This is a genomic window from Curvibacter sp. GW821-FHT01G03 (assembly GCF_059422285.1).
The window spans coordinates 14,675-32,624 of sequence record NZ_JBWKWP010000014.1; the positions used below are offsets into that span (position 1 = coordinate 14,675).

Sequence of the window (17,950 nt, forward strand, 5' to 3'; positions counted from 1 at the left end):
CGTATGGCTGCTGGCGCCTTGACGGGGGTATTTTCGCTGAAGTTGGACCGTCGCCAGGTTCAGGCCGCGCCGAATTCATCGCCCAGCTCCTGGGCGCGGGCGCGGGCCTTTTCCATGGCTTGCATGAAATGGGCCTTGACCTGGCTTTCTTCCAGCGAGCACAGGGCGGCGTAGGTGGTGCCCCCCTTGGAGGTGACGCGTTGGCGCAGCACCTCGGGCGGCTCGGTGGAGGCCCGGGCCAGTTCGGCCGCCCCCACAAAGGTGCCGATCGACAGCTTGAGTGCCTGGGCTTCGGTCAGCCCCATCTGGGCGCCTGCCGCCGCCATCGCCTCGATGAAATAGAACACATAGGCCGGGCCCGAGCCCGACAGGGCGGTGACCACGTCGAGGTGGCTTTCTTCACTCACCCACAGCGAGTCGCCGGTGGTCTGGATCACCTGCTCGACCAGACTGCGGTCGGTCGGGGTGACCGCGGCGCGGGCAAACAGGCCGGTCATGCCTTTGCCCACCAGGGCGGGCGTGTTGGGCATGCAGCGCACCACGCGCTCGGTGCCGGTCCATTGGGCAATGCTGTCGCTGCGGATGCCGGCGGCCACGCTCAGGTGCAGGGCCTGGGTGGTGTGGGCACGCACCGCCAGGGCCGCGTCGCGGAAGGTTTGCGGCTTGACGGCCCAGACCACCAGGGCCGCTGGCGCCAGGCGGGCATCGGCGGTCTCGAAGGCCTGGATGCCGAAATCACGGGCCAGGCGCTCGCGGGCCTCGGCAAAGGGCTCGACGACGAGAATGTCCGAGGCCTGACGCCCCTGCTTGAGCAGGCCGCCAATGATGGCGCTGGCCATGTTGCCGCCGCCGATGAATGCGATTTGGGAGGTCATGAGGGTGCGTCCTGGTATTCGAAAGCTAGAAATTGGGTGATCTGGATCGGGCTGAAATTGTCGTCGCTCAGCACCACCAGGCTGCGCCGCCCGTTGCTCAGGGTAGGCCCCCAGCACAGGCATTCGCTGTTGTCCAGTCGGCTGATGCCGAGGCTGGCAAAGTCAGCGACCAGGGTTTTGGGCGCCACCGGCGCACCGGGCGGCAGGGTGCCGAGGTTCAGCACATCAGGCGCCTGGCGGGTGTCGATGCGGTACAGCGCCAGAGAGACCCCCACCCCCGTCATGTAGGCCCGCTCAAGCAGCAGCAGGTGGTGCTCGTCGGCCATGAGGATCTCGCTGATGCCGTTGTCGGCGGGTGCGCCCGGGGGCAGCGGGCTGCGCGGCACGGCATCGGGCTGGTAGGCAATCTGCCGGTCGGCCTGACCGGTGCGCAGGTCAAAGCGGGTCAGCCGGCAAGGGCCGCCGCGTTGCCCTGCGGAAGGCAGCGGACCGTCCTGCACCAGCGGGGCCTCCATGGATACCCAGGCGTAGCGGCCACTGGGGCTCAGGGCCAGGCCTTCAAACGCGAGGTTGTTGCGCGGGCCGTGGGCATCGTCGGCACTCAGCTTCAGCACGTCGGGCAGGGTGAACTCACGCAGCAGTCGCCCGTCCAGCGACATTTCGCGCAGCGCGGGCGGCAGGCCGCGGTTGACATCGCCTTCGCTGGTCCAGAGCAGGGTGCCGGTCTCAGGCCGGAATCGGATCGACTCGGGATCGGGGATCTCGGGTCGGCTGGCATCAGCCTGTTTGCGGTTGGGGTAAGTGCGGCCCTGGGCGTCGCGCAGCAGGGTCACGTTCTGGACGGCCAGGCCGGTGATGCCAGCTTCGGACACCTTCATGGCGAGGGTGTAGAAGCGCGCCGGGTGGCGGTCGGAGCGGTCGTCGCTCAGGGCATACCAATGACCGCTGACCGGATCGCGGTCGAGGCCGGACAGGCCTCCCACCGTGGTGTCTTCAAATTTCAGGTGGTAGGGCAGACGCTCTTCGCCCAGCAGGCGCAACTGCGGCCGCAGCCCGGCGTTGCCGGGGCGCAGGCCCAACGGGGTGCAGCCTGGCAGGGCACTGGCCAGCAGAGGGGCAGCGCCCCATTTCAGCCATTGGCGGCGGGACAGTCCCCGGGCGCCCGGAAGGGAGGTGTTACTGGGAAATTTCACGGGCCGAAGTCTAGGCGCTTTTTAAAACGCCTAGCCTGCGGGTGGGTGCTGCATCGCAGATTTTCAGGTCGCAGTCGCCTGGCGCACGGCCCGTTCCCAGTGGGCGATGCGTTCGGTGGCCTGGTCGCGCGCCATTTGCGGCACGAAGGTGCGTTCGGCGCGCCATTGTTGGCTGAGTTCGTCCAGCCCGGCGTAAAGGCCCGAGCCCAGCCCGGCCAGGTAAGCCGCGCCCAGGGCCGTGGTTTCGATCACGGCGGGCCGAACCACGGGGATGCCCAGCAGATCGGCCTGCATCTGCATCAGCAGGTCGTTGACGCAAGCGCCGCCGTCCACGCGCAGTTCGGTGACCGGGCTGCCACCGGCGGCCACGGCGTCGCGGCTCATGGCCTCAAGCAGGGCGGTGCTCTGGAAGGCAATGCTCTCCAGCGCGGCGCGGGCAATGTGGGCCAGGGTGGTGCCACGGGTGATGCCGGTGATGGTGCCGCGCGCCTCGGGGTTCCAATACGGGGCGCCCAGACCGGTGAAGGCGGGCACCATCATCACACCGCCGGCGTCAGGCACGCTCTGGGCCAGTTGCTGCACTTCGCTGCTGGACTGGATGGCGTTGAGTCCGTCACGCAGCCACTGCACCACGGCGCCGCCCACGAACACGCTGCCCTCGATGGCGAACTCGGCACGTGGGCTGGCCTGGGCGGCACTGGTGGTCAACAGCCCATTTTGGGAGGTCTGGAAGCGCTCGCCGGTGTGCATGAGCATGAAGCAGCCCGTGCCATAGGTGTTCTTGGCCATGCCGGGGTGGAAACAGGCCTGCCCGAACAAGGCACTTTGCTGGTCACCCGCCACCCCATTGATGCGGATGGCCTGGCCCAGCAGATCGGGGCGCACCAGGCCGAAGTCGGCGTTGGAGGGGCGCACCTCGGGCAGCAGTTGGCGCGGGATGCCGAGCAGGGCCAGCAAGTCGTCGTCCCACTGATTGGTGCGGATGTTGAACAGCATGGTGCGCGAGGCATTGCTGACGTCGGTGACGTGCACGGCGCCGCCAGTGAGTTGCCACATCAGCCAGCTGTCGACGGTGCCGAAGGCCAGTTCACCGGCCTCGGCCTGGGCCCGTGCGCCGGGCACGTTGTTCAGGATCCATTGCAGCTTGGTGCCCGAAAAATAGGCATCCACCAACAGGCCGGCGCGCTGCTGGATGAGGTCCGAATGGCCTTGTTCGCGCAATTGGGCGCAAGCTGGTTCGGCTCGGCGGTCCTGCCAGACGATGGCGTTGTGGATGGGCTGGCCAGTCTTGCGGTTCCAGACCACGGTGGTTTCGCGCTGGTTGGTGATGCCCAGGGCATGGATGTCACTCGCCTTGAGGCCGGCCTTCTGCAGCACGGCGCGAGCGGTGTCGAGCTGGGTCTGCCAGATCAGCATGGGGTCATGCTCAACCCAGCCGGGTTGAGGGTAGATCTGGGGCAGCTCTTGCTGGGCCTGGGCCACCACATGGCCAAGGGCGTCAAAAACAATGCTGCGTGAGCTGGAGGTGCCCTGGTCGAGGGCCAAGAGGTAGGTCATGTCGGGGTCCTGGAGATCCGGTCGGGCTGGGCGTTCAGGTCAGGCAGACGTCCAGGCGCACGCCGGCGTCTTCCAGCAATTGGGGGAAGGGGGCGGGGGGGGCGGCGTCGGTGAACAGGCGGTCGATCTGCGACAGGGTGGCGGCCTCGACCATGGCGGGGCGATTGAACTTGCTGGCATCGGCTGCCAGCCAGACCTCGCGTGCGTGTTCGATGATGGTCTGGGCGACTTTCACCTCCCTGTAATCGTAGTCACGCAATGATCCGTCGGACTCGATGCCGGAGATGCCGATGATGGCCAGGTCGACCTTGAATTGCCGGATGAAATCGACCGCTGCCTCACCCACGATGCCGCGGTCGCGGGGGCGCACCACACCGCCAGCCACGATCACTTCGAAGCTGGGGTTGCGGCACAGGATGGTGGCCACGTTGAGGTTGTTGGTGATCACCCTCAGGCCCTGGTGCTGCAGCAAGGCCTCGGCAATCGCCTCGGTGGTGGTGCCGATGTTGAGGATCAGTGAGCAGTCATCGGGCACCTGCTGGGCCACGGCGCGCGCAATGCGGGCCTTGCCCTCGGCGTGCAGCCCCTGGCGTTGCGGGTGGGCGATGTTTTCAGTGGTGGAGCTGGGAACGCGCACGCCGCCATGGAAGCGGCGCAGGGCGCCACTCTCGGCCACTTTTTGCACGTCGCGCCGCACGGTCTGCAGGGTGACTGACAGCTGTTCGGCCAGTTCTTCCACCGTGGCCGAGCCGCGCTCGCGGACCACTTCAATGAGTTTGAGTTGTCTGGGGTTGAAGTTCACGGTTCGCAGTCTGGCAGGGTTCGAGGCAGCGACTTTAAAGGGAAAAAAAAGGAACGCGTTAGGGGAAAACCAGAATCAAAAACGAAAAAAAAGGAACAATAATCGAAAAGTTGCGAACATTCGAAGCCCCTGCCAGCGCGCAACAACTGGTAGCGGGACCCGAGACAAACAAGTGGAAAGGTTGCGTGATGCAGCTTGAATTGGAAGGCATCGGCAAGACGATGGGGGCGGAGACTTGGCTCCACCCCATGAATCTGGCCTTGCGAAGCGGCGCTGTGACGGTGCTGCTGGGGGCGACGCAGGCGGGCAAGACCAGCCTGATGCGCATCATGGCGGGGCTGGACACGCCAAGCCAGGGCCGTGTGCTGGTGGATGGCAAAGACGTGACCGGGATGCCGGTGCGTGAGCGCGATGTGTCCATGGTGTACCAGCAGTTCATCAATTACCCGTCGATGACGGTGGCGCGCAACATCGCGTCGCCGCTGCTGTTGCGCAAGGCCCCCAACATCGATCAGCGTGTTCGGGAGCTGGCGACCAAGCTGCACATCGAGATGTTCCTGGAGCGCCTGCCGGCCGAGTTGTCGGGCGGGCAGCAGCAGCGCGTGGCTTTGGCCCGGGCGCTGGCCAAGCAAGCCCCGCTGATGCTGCTGGACGAACCCCTGGTGAACCTGGATTACAAGTTGCGCGAGGAGTTGCGCGAAGAGCTGACCTCACTGTTTGCCAGCGGTGACTCGACCGTGGTGTATGCCACCACCGAGCCCGGCGAGGCACTGCTGCTGGGGGGCTACACCGCGGTGCTGGATGAGGGTGAACTGCTGCAGTACGGCCCCACGGCCGAGGTGTTCCACCGCCCGCGTTCGCTGCGCGTGGCACGCGCTTTCAGCGACCCGCCGATGAACCTGCTGCAGGCCGATGCCTGCGAAGGGGGCGTGCGCCTGCGCGGCGGGCCGGCGTTGCCGCTGGCCCTGCCAGCATCGGCCGGAGCTGCCCAGATGACGGTGGGTCTGCGCGCCAGTGCGCTGCGGGTGCATGGCCGCCCGGGTGATGTCAGCCTGCCGGGCACGGTGGAGTTGGCCGAGATCTCGGGCTCGGACACCTATGTTCATGTGCACACGTTGGTGGGTGAACTGGTGGCGCAACTGACCGGGGTGCATTACTTCGAGCTGGGGGCTCCGATCACCTTGTACGTGAGCCCCGCACAGGCCTATGTCTTTGATGCCATCGGTCAACTGGCCCTGGCCCCCGAACGCGCAGGAGGACACTGAGCATGGCCCGCATCGAACTCGATCTGGCGCATGCCTACCGCGCCAACCCGCAGCAGGACAGCGATTACGCGCTGCTGCCGCTCAAAATGACCTTCGACGACGGCGGCGCCTATGCGCTGCTGGGGCCTTCGGGCTGTGGCAAGACCACCATGCTCAACATCATGTCGGGGCTGCTGCAGCCTTCGCATGGCAAGGTGCTGTTCGACGGCCAGGACGTGACCCGCCTGAGCCCGCAGCAACGCAATATTGCGCAGGTGTTCCAGTTCCCGGTGATCTACGACACCATGACAGTGGCCGAGAACCTGGCTTTCCCGCTGCGCAACCGCAAGGTGCCTGAAGCGCAGATCAAGAAACGCGTGGGTGAGATTGCCGAGATGCTGGACATGAGCGGTCAGCTCAACCAGCGCGCTGCCGGACTGGCGGCCGACGCCAAACAGAAGATCTCGCTGGGCCGTGGCCTGGTGCGGCCTGACGTGTCAGCCGTGCTGTTCGATGAGCCACTGACGGTGATCGATCCGCACTTGAAATGGCAGCTGCGCCGCAAGCTCAAGCAGATCCACCACGAGCTCAAGCTGACCCTGATCTATGTGACGCACGACCAGGTCGAGGCCCTGACCTTTGCCGACCAGGTGGTGGTGATGACCCGTGGCCGGGCCGTGCAGGTGGGGCCGGCAGACGCTTTGTTCGAGCGCCCTCAGCACACGTTTGTGGGTAACTTCATCGGCTCGCCCGGCATGAACTTTCTGGCCGCTGACGTGGCTGGTGACAAGCTGGAGCTGGCGGGGCGGCACCTGCCGCTGCCAGTGGGCAAGGCCCTGCCGGATGGGGCGCTGAAACTGGGCATTCGCCCTGAGTACCTGACCCTGGCCAACGCTGGGACACCCGGGGCCGTGCCGGCGCGGGTGCGCCAGGTGCAGGACGTGGGCACCCACCTGATGCTGAGCGCGGAGGTGCAGGGCACGGTGCTCAAAGCCCGTCTGGGGGTGGAGTGGCTGAAGCTGGCGGTGGGCGATGAGGTCTGGCTGCAGCTGTTGGGGCAGCACACCTGCTTTTACGTGAATGAGGAGCTGGTGTCATGAGCGCCGTGAACAAACCCGTGAACCAGAAGGCCTGGTTCCTGATCTTGCCCGTCATCCTGTGTGTGGCGTTTTCTGCCATCCTGCCCTTGATGACGGTGGTGAACTATTCGGTGCAGGACATCATCTCGCCCGAGCGCCGCGTGTTCGTGGGGACCGAATGGTTTGCCGCCGTGATGCGCGACGAGGAGTTGCATGGCGCGTTGCTGCGTCAATTGCTGTTCTCGTTGTCGGTGCTGCTGGTGGAGCTGCCGCTGGGTGTGCTGCTGGCGCTGTCGATGCCGGCGCAGGGCTGGAAATCATCAGCCGTGCTGGTGGTGGTGGCGCTGTCCTTGCTGATCCCCTGGAACGTGGTGGGCACCATCTGGCAGATCTACTGCCGTGACGACATCGGTTTGCTGGGCCACACGTTGCAGCAGATGGGCATCGAATACAGCTACACCGGCAACTCGACCCATGCCTGGCTGACGGTGCTGGTGATGGATGTCTGGCATTGGACGCCGCTGGTGGCCTTGCTGGGCTATGCCGGCCTGCGCAGCATCCCGGATGCTTACTACCAGGCGGCCCGCATTGATGGGGCCAGCAAGCTGGCGGTGTTCCGCTACATCCAGCTGCCCAAGATGCGTGGCGTGTTGATGATCGCGGTGCTGCTGCGCTTCATGGACAGTTTCATGATCTACACCGAGCCCTTTGTGCTGACCGGGGGCGGCCCGGGCAATGCCACGACCTTCCTGAGCCAGTACCTGACACAGAAGGCGGTGGGTCAGTTTGACCTGGGGCCGGCGGCCGCTTTCTCGCTGATTTATTTCCTGATCATCTTGTTGCTCTGCTTCATCCTCTACAACTGGATGCAAAGCGTGGGCACGCAGAACCCGGAGGAGACCGGTCATGCATGAGAACCGCTTCCACAAGCGCTCGCTGTTCCTGCTGGCGTACATCGTGTTTGCCCTGTTGCCCATCTATTGGATGATCAACATGAGCTTCAAGACGAACGAGGAGATCCTGTCGAGCTTCTCGTTCTTCCCGGTTCACTTCACCTGGGCCAACTACGGGCTGATCTTCACCGACGCCTCGTGGTACTCGGGCTACATCAACTCGATGATCTATGTGGCCATCAACACCGTGATCTCGGTGTCCGTGGCCTTGCCGGCAGCGTATGCGTTCTCGCGCTACCGCTTTCTGGGTGACAAGCATGTGTTCTTCTGGCTGTTGACCAACCGCATGACCCCGCCCGCGGTGTTTCTGCTGCCCTTCTTCCAGCTCTACACCACGGTGGGACTGATGGACACGCACATCGCTGTGGCGCTGGCGCACCTCTTGTTCAACGTGCCGCTGGCGGTGTGGATTCTGGAAGGCTTCATGGGCGGCATCCCGCGTGAGATCGACGAGACCGCCTACATCGACGGCTACGGCTTTCCGCGTTTCTTCCTGACCATCTTCCTGCCCCTGATCAAGGCCGGGGTGGGGGTGGCGGCCTTCTTCTGCTTCATGTTCAGTTGGGTGGAGCTGCTGCTGGCGCGCACGCTGACCAGCGTGAACGCCAAGCCCATCGTGGCCACCATGACGCGCACGGTGTCGGCTTCGGGCATGGACTGGGCCACCCTGGCGGCGGCCGGCGTGCTGACCATCGTGCCAGGGGCCATCGTGATCTGGTTTGTTCGTCACTACATCGCGAAGGGTTTCGCGATGGGTCGAGTCTGAGGAGATTGGCATGTTTGAGTGGATGGCCTGGACCTTGCCGGTCGCCGTGTTCTTCAGTTGCATCGTGCTCATGCTGATCGGCATGACGGTGTGGGAAATCCGATCGCCCACGGTCGAGCGCAAAGGCTTTTTGCCGCTGCGCACCACGCGGGGGGATCGTCTGTTCATCGGGTTGCTGTCGGCGGCCTATGTGAACCTGGCCTTTGTCGGCCTGAGTGAAAAGCTGCAGGGGTGGTTGCACCTGGAGGCCGAGCCTTCGGTGTGGATCAGCTTTGTGCTGTCCATGGCCGTGCTGGCCCTGGTCATGCGCAAGGGTTGAGCACCACCCCCACGAATCAAGACAGGCATTCGGCTCGACCATTCCCCGGGGCCGGACGACTTCAACATCAACCGGGGATTTGCATCTGAGGAGACATCTCATGAAATTGCGTTACACGGCGCTTGCGCTGGCAGCGGCCCTGGCCGCCGGGTCATACGCCCACGCGGGAGAGGCTGAGGCGAAGAAATGGGTCGACAACGAGTTCCAGCCTTCGTCGCTGTCCAAGGACAAGCAGTTGGCCGAAATGAAGTGGTTCATGGAGGCCGCCAAGAAGCTGCAGGCCAAGGGCGTCAAGGAAATTTCGGTGGTGTCCGAAACCCTGACCACCCACGAATACGAGTCCAAGACCCTGGCCAAGGCCTTTGAGGAGATCACGGGCATCAAGGTCAAGCATGACCTGATCCAGGAAGGTGACGTGGTCGAGAAGCTGCAGACCTCGATGCAATCGGGCAAGTCGATTTACGATGGCTGGATCAGCGATTCCGACTTGATCGGAACCCACTACCGCTACGGCAAGATCATGAATCTGACCGATTACATGAGCGGCGCTGGCAAAGAGTTCACTGACCCCGATCTGGATCTGAAGGATTTCATCGGGACCAGCTTCACCACGGCGCCGGACGGCAAGCTGTACCAGTTGCCCGACCAGCAGTTTGCCAACCTGTACTGGTTCCGCGCTGACCTGTTTGCTCGCAAGGACCTGCAAGACAAGTTCAAGGCCAAGTACGGCTACGACCTGGGCGTGCCGCAGAACTGGAGCGCCTACGAAGACATCGCCGAGTTCTTCACCAACGACGTGAAGACCATCGACGGCAAGCCAATCTATGGCCACATGGACTACGGCAAGAAGGATCCGTCGCTGGGCTGGCGCTTCACCGATGCCTGGCTGTCGATGGCCGGCACCGCCGACAAGGGCATCCCGAACGGCATGCCGGTGGACGAGTGGGGCATTCGCGTGGCCGACGACAAGTGCACCCCGGTGGGGGCCTCGGTCTCCCGCGGTGGCGCGACCAACTCGCCGGCGGCTGTGTATGCCTTGACCAAGTACATCGATTGGATGAAGAAGTACGCGCCCAAGGAAGCCATGGGCATGACCTTTGGCGAAGCCGGCCCGGTGCCGGCGCAGGGCCAGATCGCACAGCAGATCTTCTGGTACACCGCCTTCACCGCCGACATGACCAAGAAGGGTCTGCCCGTGGTGAATGAGGATGGCTCGCCGAAGTGGCGCATGGCCCCTGGCCCCAATGGTCCCTATTGGAAGCAGGGCATGCAAAACGGCTACCAGGACGTGGGCTCGTGGACCTTCTTCAAGGACCAGGACCCCAACCGCACGGCCGCTGCCTGGCTGTACGCCCAGTTCGTGACCTCGAAGACCGTGTCGGCCAAGAAGTCGGTGGTGGGTCTGACCTTCATCCGCGACAGCGATATCCGTCATGAGTACTTCACCAAGAACGCCGCCAAGTACGGTGGTCTGATCGAGTTCTACCGCAGCCCGGCCCGCGTGGCCTGGACGCCCACCGGAACCAACGTGCCTGACTACCCGAAGCTGGCTCAGCTGTGGTGGAAGAACGTGGCCCAGGCCGTGACGGGTGAAAAGACCCCGCAAGGCGCCATGGACACGCTGGCGGAGGAGATGGACCAGGTGATGGGGCGTCTGGAGCGCGCTGGCATGAGCCATTGCGCCCCCAAGCTGAATGCGAAGAGCGATCCGTCCAAGTGGTTGAGCGACAAGGGTGCTCCGTGGGCCAAGTTGGCCAACGAGAAGCCCAAGGGCGAGACCATCAACTACGACAAGCTGCTGCAGGCCTGGAAGGACGGCAAGGTTCGCTGAGACCCGCACAGCGAACAGGTTCCGGCGGGGTGCTTGACATCCCGCCGGTTTGATATTCCAACAGGGCACCCGGGAGGCCCTGAAGCAATGGCGGCGCCGGTGGCACCAGGTGCACCGGCCCGCCCCAAGATCATGAGCGAAACTGCACTGCCCCAAGCGACTGACCGAGCCCGGCTGATCGAGCGATTGGCCGAGTCACGCACCTACGACCTGGCGGTCATCGGCGGTGGGGCGACAGGGCTGGGGGTGGCGCTTGATGCCGCACTGAGAGGGTTGAGCGTCGTGCTGGTCGAGTCGCACGACTTTGCACAGGGCACTTCGTCACGGGCGACCAAGCTGGTGCACGGCGGGGTTCGTTACCTGGCCCAGGGCAATGTGTCGCTGGTGCGTGAGGCCCTGCATGAGCGCACGACCTTGCTGCACAACGCGCCACACCTGGCGCAGCCCTTGCCCTTTGTGATGCCGTCCTACCACTGGTGGGAATCGCCCTTCTATGGCATCGGGCTCAAGATGTATGACGCCCTGGCAGGCAAGGCCGGCCTGGGTGCCACCGAATTTCTGGGCAAGGCGCGCACCCGTGAATGCCTGCCCACGATCATCCAGGAGCACCTCTGGGGCGGGGTCAAATACTGGGATGGTCAATTTGACGATGCGCGCCTGGCCCTGGTGCTGGCGCGCACGGCCGCGGCACAGGGCGCCTTGCTGGTCAACTATTGCAAGGCCACGGGCCTGGTCCACGAGGCGGGCCGACTGGCAGGCTTGCGTTGCGAAGACCGGGAAAGCGGGCGCTCGTTCGAGTTGCGTGCCCGCTGCGTGGTGAATGCCGCCGGGGTCTGGGTGGATGCGCTGCGTGAACTTGATGGCCAGGCCAGTGGCCGCGCCACCAAACCCATGGTGGCGCCCAGCCAGGGCGTTCACCTGGTGGTGGATCGGGACTTTCTGCAGGGTGATCACGCCTTGCTGGTGCCCAAGACCGCAGATGGCCGGGTCTTGTTTGCCGTGCCCTGGCTCGGCAAGGTGATTCTGGGCACCACCGACACGCCCCGCGAGGATCTGGCGCGCGAGCCCGAGCCGTTTGCCGACGAGGTGGCTTTCATCCTGGACGAGTCGGCGCGCTACCTCCAGCGGGCACCGCGCCGCGAAGACGTGCGCAGCGTCTGGGTGGGGTTGCGTCCGCTGGTCAAGCCGGTGGAAGACGACGGAAGCACCAAGGGCATCAGCCGCGAACACACGGTGGCGGTGAGCAAAAGTGGCTTGGTCACCGTCACGGGCGGCAAATGGACCACCTACCGGGCGATGGCCGAGGATGTGCTGGGTAAAATCCAGGAAGCGGGCTTGCTGCCCAGGCTCGCAGCCTCCAGCACAGACCACCACCGGTTGATCGGCGCACCGGCGCCAGGTGCCGCCACTGTGCGTTTGAGCGACGCGCCGGGGGCTCATCTGTATGGTGATGAGGCCGCCTTGCTGGCGAGTCTGCCGGGGGCGGACGTCCTTGTCGCGCCGAACCTGACGGAAGCCATGGTTCGCTTTGCTGCGCGCTATGAATATGCGCGAAGCATCGAGGACGTGTTGGCACGGCGCAATCGCCTGCTGTTCCTGGATGCCCGGGCTGCCGCTGCAGCCGCCCCGGCGGTGGCTCGCATCCTGGAACAGGAGTTGGCCATTCCCCAGGCGACAGCCCCGTTTTTGGCGTTGGCTGAACGCTACGGCACCTTGCCCGCCTGACCTTCAAAAACGATTGACATCTTCTGGATAGTTTGCAATACTCACAGGCTTCGCTGTAAAAAGTGAAGTTTCTTGCCCAACGGAAGCGCATCAAAATGGTTTGCGGCGCGGACGACGGGCCCAAGACTGACTGGTGCTTTTGATGGTCAAGAGCCCTGGTACAAGTTGGGAATATTGAAATGATCCAGACAGAATCTCGGTTAGAGGTTGCCGACAACACTGGCGCCAAGTCCGTCCTGTGCATCAAGGTGCTCGGCGGTTCCAAGCGTCGCTACGCCAGTGTCGGTGACATCATCAAGGTGAGCATCAAGGAAGCCGCTCCGCGTGGCCGCGTCAAAAAAGGCGAGGTTTACAGTGCAGTAGTGGTTCGCACCGCCAAGGGCATCCGCCGTGGCGATGGCTCGCTCGTTAAGTTTGATGGCAATGCAGCAGTGCTGCTGAACGCCAAGCTGGAGCCAATCGGCACCCGCATCTTTGGACCCGTGACGCGTGAACTGCGTACCGAAAAGTTCATGAAGATCGTGTCCCTGGCTCCTGAAGTTCTCTGAGGACGCGAATCATGAACAAGATCCGCAAAGGCGATGAAGTGATCGTGCTCGCAGGGCGCGACAAAGGTAAGCGCGGCCAAGTGGTGCTGCGCAAGGATGACTCCCACGTGATCGTGGAAGGCATCAACCTGGTGAAGAAGCACACCAAGCCGAACCCTCTGAAGGGTACGACCGGTGGCATCGTGGAGAAGTCCATGCCCATCCACCAGTCCAACGTGGCCATTTTCAATGCTGCCACCGGCAAGGCTGACCGCGTCGGCATCAAGCTCCTGGCTGACGGCAAGCGCGTTCGCGTTTTCAAGTCCAGCGGCGAAGAAATCAAGGTGGCATGACCATGGCACGACTGCAACAACACTACCGTGAAAAAGTGGCTCCGGAGCTGATGGCCAAGTTTGGCTACACCTCTCCGATGCAAGTGCCGCGTCTGACCAAGATCACCCTGAACATGGGCGTGAGCGAAGCTGTCTCGGACAAGAAGGTCATGGACAACGCCGTGGCTGACCTGACCAAGATCGCCGGCCAAAAGCCTGTGGTGACCAAGGCCAAGAAGGCTATCGCCGGTTTCAAGATCCGCGAAGGTCAAGCCATCGGTTGCATGGTGACCCTGCGTGGCGTGCACATGTACGAATTCCTGGATCGTTTCGTGACCGTGGCTCTGCCCCGCGTCCGTGACTTCCGTGGTATTTCGGGTCGTGCTTTTGATGGCCGTGGTAACTACAACATCGGCGTCAAAGAACAGATCATCTTCCCGGAAATTGAGTACGACAAGGTTGACGCCCTGCGCGGTCTCAATATCAGCATCACCACGACGGCCAAGACGGACGAAGAGTGCAAGGCACTGCTCGCCGGCTTCCGTTTCCCGTTCAAGAACTGAGGTGTCGTGTGGCTAAAGTAGCTTTGATCGAGCGCGAGCTCAAGCGTGAAAAACTGGCAGCCAAGTTCGCGAAGAAATACGCTGAACTGAAGGCTGTTGCCAACGATGCCAAGCGTAGCGACGAAGAGCGTGCTGCTGCCCGTCTGGGTCTGCAAAAGCTCCCGCGCAACGCCAACCCCACCCGTCAACGCAACCGTTGCGAAATCACGGGCCGTCCGCGTGGCACCTTCCGTCAATTCGGTCTGGGCCGTGCAAAGATTCGTGAACTGGCTTTTGCAGGTGATATCCCCGGTATCACCAAGGCCAGCTGGTAAGCAGGCAGGAGAGATTAAACATGAGCATGAGTGATCCCATCGCTGACTTGCTGACCCGCATCCGCAATGCACAAATGGTGGCCAAGGCTACCGTGTTGGTTCCTTCGTCCAAAGTGAAGGTTGCCATCGCCCAAGTGCTGAAGGATGAAGGCTATATCGACGGCTTCCAAGTGAAGACCAACGAAGGCAAGTCCGAACTTGAAATTTCCCTGAAGTACTACGCTGGTCGTCCGGTGATTGAGCGCATCGAGCGCGTCAGCCGCCCTGGTCTGCGTGTCTACAAGGGCCGTGACGCCATCCCCCAAGTCATGAATGGCCTCGGCGTGGCCATCGTCACCACTCCCAAGGGCGTGATGACCGATCGCAAAGCACGTGCTACCGGTGTCGGTGGCGAAGTGCTGTGCTATGTGGCTTAAACCGTGACATTGAGGAGAAACTGAAATGTCCCGCGTAGGCAAAGCACCGGTCGCCATCCCCCAAGGTGTGGATGTGTCGATCAAGGAAGACCAGATCAGCGTGAAGGGTACCGGCGGTACTCTGTCCCTGGCGCAAAACGCCCTGGTCAAGATCTCTAACGAAGAAGGCAAGCTGACGTTTGCCCCCGTGAATGACTCTCGCGAAGCCAATGCCATGTCCGGCACGCTGCGCCAGTTGGTCAACAACATGGTGGTGGGTGTTAGCAAAGGCTTTGAAAAGAAGCTGACTCTGATCGGCGTGGGCTACAAGGCCGCCGCTCAGGGCACCAAGCTGAACCTGGCGGTGGGCTACTCGCACCCCGTCAACATCGAAATGCCGCAAGGCATCACCGTGGCCACTCCGACCGCGACTGAAATTCTGATCAAGGGTGCTGACCGTCAGCGCGTGGGTCAGATCGCTGCTGAGATCCGTGCTGTTCGTCCCCCCGAGCCTTACAAGGGCAAGGGCATCCGTTATGCGGACGAGAAGATCACGATCAAAGAGACCAAGAAGAAGTAAGGAGCTGCAGCATGTTGACCAAAAAAGAGCAGCGTCTGCGTCGTGCACGTCAAACCCGCATCCGCATTGCCAATCAAGGCGTGGCGCGTTTGAGCGTGAACCGCACCAACCTGCACATCTATGCTCAAGTGATCTCTGGCTGCGGCACCAAGGTGCTGGCCAGCGCTTCGACTGCCGAAGCCGAAGTGCGCAGCTCGCTGGGTGCTTCCGGCAAGGGTGGCAATGCCGCCGCTGCCGCCATCATCGGCAAGCGCATTGCTGAAAAGGCAAAGGCTGCTGGCGTGGAGAAGGTTGCATTCGATCGCGCTGGTTTCGCTTACCACGGTCGCGTCAAGGCTCTGGCCGACGCTGCCCGTGAAGCAGGCCTGCAGTTCTAAGCGGACGGGAATAAAAAATGGCTAAGTTTCAACCCAAAGTTCAAGACGAAGGTCGCGACGACGGCATGCGCGAGAAGATGATCGCCGTGAATCGCGTGACCAAGGTGGTCAAGGGCGGCCGTATTCTCGGTTTCGCTGCCTTGACCGTGGTCGGCGATGGCGATGGTCGCGTTGGCATGGGCAAGGGCAAGTCCAAGGAAGTGCCTGCTGCCGTGCAAAAGGCGATGGAAGAAGCCCGTCGCAACATGACCAAGGTTTCCCTGAGGAACGGCACCATCCACCACAACGTGACCGGTCACCACGGCGCGGCTGTTGTGATGATGGCTCCGGCTCCCAAGGGTACCGGCATCATTGCTGGCGGCCCGATGCGTGCTGTGTTTGAAGTGATGGGTATCACCGATATCGTGGCCAAAAGCCATGGTTCGTCGAACCCTTACAACATGGTTCGCGCCACGTTTGACGCGCTGAAGAACTCGACCACTCCGTCGGACATCGCTGCCAAGCGCGGCAAGTCTGTCGAAGAGATCTTCGCCTAAGAAGGAGTCATTTCATGACGACCCAAAATATCGTGAAGATCCAGCTGGTTCGCAGCCCGATCGGCACCAAGGAATCGCACCGTGCGACCGTTCGTGGTCTGGGCCTGCGCAAGCTGAACAGTGTCAGCGAGCTCAAGGACAGCCCCGAAGTGCGCGGCATGATCAACAAGATCAGCTATCTGGTCAAAGTGCTCTGAGAGAAAGAACATGGAACTCAATAGCATCAAGCCCGCTGCTGGCGCCAAGCACGCCAAGCGTCGCGTTGGCCGTGGCATTGGCTCCGGTCTGGGCAAGACCGCTGGCCGTGGTCACAAAGGTCAAAAGTCGCGTTCCGGCGGCTACCACAAGGTGGGTTTCGAAGGCGGTCAAATGCCTCTGCAACGTCGCCTGCCGAAGCGCGGTTTCAAGTCGCATCTGCTGAAGTTCAATGCTGAGATCACTTTGTCTGATCTGGAAGCATTGGGTCAAGCCGAAGTTGATGTTGCCGCTCTGAAGGTCGCTGGTCTGGTTGGCGAATTGGCCAAGGTGGTCAAGGTCATCAAGACTGGTGAACTTACCAAGGCTGTGAAGCTCAACGGTATTGGCGCCACTGCTGGTGCCAAGGCTGTGATCGAAGCTGCCGGCGGCAGCTTCGCCTGATCCGTCTGAAAGACGTCCATCGTGGCAACTAGCGCAGCACAAATGGCAAAGACTGGGAAGTTCGGCGATCTTCGCCGACGCCTGGTGTTTCTGTTGCTCGCGCTCGTGGTGTATCGCATTGGCGCCCATATCCCAGTTCCGGGCATTGACCCGGCACAACTCCAGCAGCTCTTCCAAGGGCAGCAGGGTGGGATTCTGAACCTTTTCAACATGTTCTCCGGTGGAGCACTGTCGAGGTTCACGGTGTTCGCACTGGGCATCATGCCGTACATCTCGGCGTCGATCATCATGCAACTTCTGTCTTACGTCCTTCCTGCCATGGAGCAGCTCAAGAAGGAAGGTGAGGCAGGGCGTCGCAAGATCACCCAATACACCCGTTATGGGACGTTGGGGCTGGCGCTTTTCCAGTCGCTCGGCATTGCCGTGGCATTGGAAGGCACTGCAGGTCTGGTTATCTCTCCTGGTTTTGGCTTCCGCCTGACCGCGATGGTGAGCCTGACTGCCGGCACCATGTTTCTGATGTGGCTGGGTGAGCAGATCACTGAGCGCGGTCTGGGCAATGGTATCTCGATCCTGATTTTTGCCGGGATCGCGGCAGGTCTTCCGAAATCTATCGGTGGCTTGCTTGAACTGGTCAGCACCGGTGCGATGAGCATCGTGGTTGCGCTGTTCATCGTGGTCGTGGTGATCCTGGTGACCTACTTCGTCGTTTTCGTCGAGCGTGGTCAGCGGAAGATCCTTGTCAACTATGCGCGGCGTCAGGTAGGCAACAAGGTTTATGGTGGTCAATCCTCTCATCTGCCTTTGAAGCTGAACATGGCCGGTGTGGTGCCGCCGATCTTTGCTTCGTCGATCATTCTGCTTCCGGCAACGGTGGTGGGCTGGTTCAGCACTGGTGATTCGATGCGTTGGTTGAAGGATATTGCAGGTGCGTTGACCCCAGGTCAGCCCATTTATGTGATGTTTTATGCCGCCGCGATCGTATTTTTCTGCTTCTTCTATACGGCGCTGGTTTTCAACAGCCGTGAGACAGCAGATAACTTGAAGAAGAGTGGGGCTTTTGTTCCGGGAATCCGACCTGGTGAGCAAACAGCGCGTTATATCGACAAGATTCTCGTGCGTTTGACCCTGGCTGGTGCGGCATACATCACATTCGTGTGCTTGCTGCCAGAGTTCCTGATCCTGAAGTACAACGTTCCGTTCTACTTCGGTGGTACCTCGCTGCTGATCATCGTAGTGGTGACCATGGACTTCATGGCCCAGGTTCAAAACTACATGATGTCGCAGCAGTATGAGTCACTGCTCAAGAAAGCCAACTTCAAGACATCCATAGGCGGTTGATT

At 62.1% G+C, this 17,950-nt stretch carries 22 protein-coding genes; 18 read left to right on the forward strand and 4 right to left on the reverse strand.

Annotation, left to right across the window (positions count from 1 at the left end):
- Positions 1–59 precede the first annotated feature (59 nt).
- From proC to AC07VS_RS19865, 4 genes are all read right to left on the reverse strand, one after another.
- Positions 60–875, reverse strand: a complete 816-nt coding sequence (gene proC / locus AC07VS_RS19850; RefSeq protein WP_494751784.1) for a pyrroline-5-carboxylate reductase — start codon at positions 873–875, stop codon at positions 60–62.
- On the reverse strand, positions 872–2,068 hold the full coding sequence (locus AC07VS_RS19855) for an esterase-like activity of phytase family protein (protein WP_494657711.1): 1,197 nt from the start codon (positions 2,066–2,068) through the stop codon (positions 872–874). Before AC07VS_RS19855 ends, proC begins: the two co-directional genes overlap by 4 nt.
- Before the next feature lie 63 nt (positions 2,069–2,131).
- Positions 2,132–3,625: a glycerol kinase GlpK gene (gene glpK / locus AC07VS_RS19860; RefSeq protein ID WP_492349298.1), complete on the reverse strand. Its 1,494-nt coding sequence runs from the start codon at positions 3,623–3,625 to the stop codon at positions 2,132–2,134.
- A 34-nt stretch (positions 3,626–3,659) separates the two neighbouring features.
- Positions 3,660–4,427, reverse strand: coding sequence for a DeoR/GlpR family DNA-binding transcription regulator (locus tag AC07VS_RS19865; protein WP_494751785.1), 768 nt, complete (start codon positions 4,425–4,427; stop codon positions 3,660–3,662).
- Positions 4,428–4,615: 188 nt separating this feature from the next.
- Between AC07VS_RS19865 and AC07VS_RS19870 the strand changes: the two genes are divergently transcribed.
- The 18 genes from AC07VS_RS19870 (at position 4,616) to secY (ending at position 17,948) form a co-directional block, all read left to right on the forward strand.
- Entirely contained in the window at positions 4,616–5,692 is a 1,077-nt protein-coding gene (locus AC07VS_RS19870; RefSeq protein WP_492349296.1) for an ABC transporter ATP-binding protein, read from the forward strand.
- A 2-nt stretch (positions 5,693–5,694) separates the two neighbouring features.
- A complete protein-coding gene (locus tag AC07VS_RS19875; protein ID WP_494751786.1) occupies positions 5,695–6,771 on the forward strand; it encodes an ABC transporter ATP-binding protein in 1,077 nt (358 codons plus the stop codon).
- Positions 6,768–7,664 (forward strand): carbohydrate ABC transporter permease, encoded by an 897-nt coding sequence (locus AC07VS_RS19880; protein ID WP_492349294.1) that lies wholly within the window; start codon positions 6,768–6,770, stop codon positions 7,662–7,664. The genes AC07VS_RS19875 and AC07VS_RS19880 overlap by 4 nt, the downstream gene beginning before the upstream one ends.
- Positions 7,657–8,469, forward strand: coding sequence for a carbohydrate ABC transporter permease (locus tag AC07VS_RS19885; protein ID WP_494657714.1), 813 nt, complete (start codon positions 7,657–7,659; stop codon positions 8,467–8,469). The genes AC07VS_RS19880 and AC07VS_RS19885 overlap by 8 nt, the downstream gene beginning before the upstream one ends.
- A 10-nt stretch (positions 8,470–8,479) precedes the next feature.
- Positions 8,480–8,788, forward strand: a complete 309-nt coding sequence (locus AC07VS_RS19890) for a DUF2160 domain-containing protein (RefSeq protein WP_027476456.1) — start codon at positions 8,480–8,482, stop codon at positions 8,786–8,788.
- A gap of 100 nt (positions 8,789–8,888) precedes the next feature.
- Positions 8,889–10,619 (forward strand): ABC transporter substrate-binding protein, encoded by a 1,731-nt coding sequence (locus tag AC07VS_RS19895; protein WP_492349292.1) that lies wholly within the window; start codon positions 8,889–8,891, stop codon positions 10,617–10,619.
- 132 nt (positions 10,620–10,751) lie between these two features.
- Positions 10,752–12,344 carry a glycerol-3-phosphate dehydrogenase/oxidase gene (locus tag AC07VS_RS19900; RefSeq protein ID WP_492349291.1) on the forward strand — a complete coding sequence of 531 codons (1,593 nt, stop codon included), beginning with the start codon at positions 10,752–10,754 and terminating at the stop codon, positions 12,342–12,344.
- Positions 12,345–12,523: 179 nt separating this feature from the next.
- Positions 12,524–12,892, forward strand: coding sequence for a 50S ribosomal protein L14 (rplN, locus tag AC07VS_RS19905; protein ID WP_007861702.1), 369 nt, complete (start codon positions 12,524–12,526; stop codon positions 12,890–12,892).
- A gap of 11 nt (positions 12,893–12,903) precedes the next feature.
- Positions 12,904–13,224, forward strand: a complete 321-nt coding sequence (rplX, locus tag AC07VS_RS19910; RefSeq protein WP_492349290.1) for a 50S ribosomal protein L24 — start codon at positions 12,904–12,906, stop codon at positions 13,222–13,224.
- A gap of 2 nt (positions 13,225–13,226) precedes the next feature.
- Positions 13,227–13,766: a 50S ribosomal protein L5 gene (gene rplE, locus AC07VS_RS19915; RefSeq protein WP_027476453.1), complete on the forward strand. Its 540-nt coding sequence runs from the start codon at positions 13,227–13,229 to the stop codon at positions 13,764–13,766.
- A gap of 8 nt (positions 13,767–13,774) precedes the next feature.
- Complete coding sequence (rpsN, locus tag AC07VS_RS19920; protein ID WP_027476452.1) at positions 13,775–14,080, forward strand: 30S ribosomal protein S14; 306 nt, start codon at positions 13,775–13,777, stop codon at positions 14,078–14,080.
- Between the two features lie 20 nt (positions 14,081–14,100).
- Complete coding sequence (rpsH, locus tag AC07VS_RS19925; RefSeq protein ID WP_019576353.1) at positions 14,101–14,496, forward strand: 30S ribosomal protein S8; 396 nt, start codon at positions 14,101–14,103, stop codon at positions 14,494–14,496.
- Between the two features lie 25 nt (positions 14,497–14,521).
- A complete protein-coding gene (gene rplF / locus AC07VS_RS19930) occupies positions 14,522–15,055 on the forward strand; it encodes a 50S ribosomal protein L6 (protein WP_492349289.1) in 534 nt (177 codons plus the stop codon).
- 11 nt (positions 15,056–15,066) lie between these two features.
- Entirely contained in the window at positions 15,067–15,432 is a 366-nt protein-coding gene (gene rplR, locus AC07VS_RS19935; protein ID WP_492349288.1) for a 50S ribosomal protein L18, read from the forward strand.
- 17 nt (positions 15,433–15,449) lie between these two features.
- A complete protein-coding gene (gene rpsE, locus AC07VS_RS19940) occupies positions 15,450–15,968 on the forward strand; it encodes a 30S ribosomal protein S5 (RefSeq protein WP_492349287.1) in 519 nt (172 codons plus the stop codon).
- Between the two features lie 14 nt (positions 15,969–15,982).
- Positions 15,983–16,165: a 50S ribosomal protein L30 gene (rpmD, locus tag AC07VS_RS19945; protein WP_492349286.1), complete on the forward strand. Its 183-nt coding sequence runs from the start codon at positions 15,983–15,985 to the stop codon at positions 16,163–16,165.
- A gap of 10 nt (positions 16,166–16,175) precedes the next feature.
- Entirely contained in the window at positions 16,176–16,607 is a 432-nt protein-coding gene (gene rplO / locus AC07VS_RS19950; protein ID WP_492349285.1) for a 50S ribosomal protein L15, read from the forward strand.
- 21 nt (positions 16,608–16,628) lie between these two features.
- Positions 16,629–17,948, forward strand: coding sequence for a preprotein translocase subunit SecY (gene secY, locus AC07VS_RS19955; protein WP_492349284.1), 1,320 nt, complete (start codon positions 16,629–16,631; stop codon positions 17,946–17,948).
- The last annotated feature ends 2 nt before the right edge of the window (positions 17,949–17,950 follow it).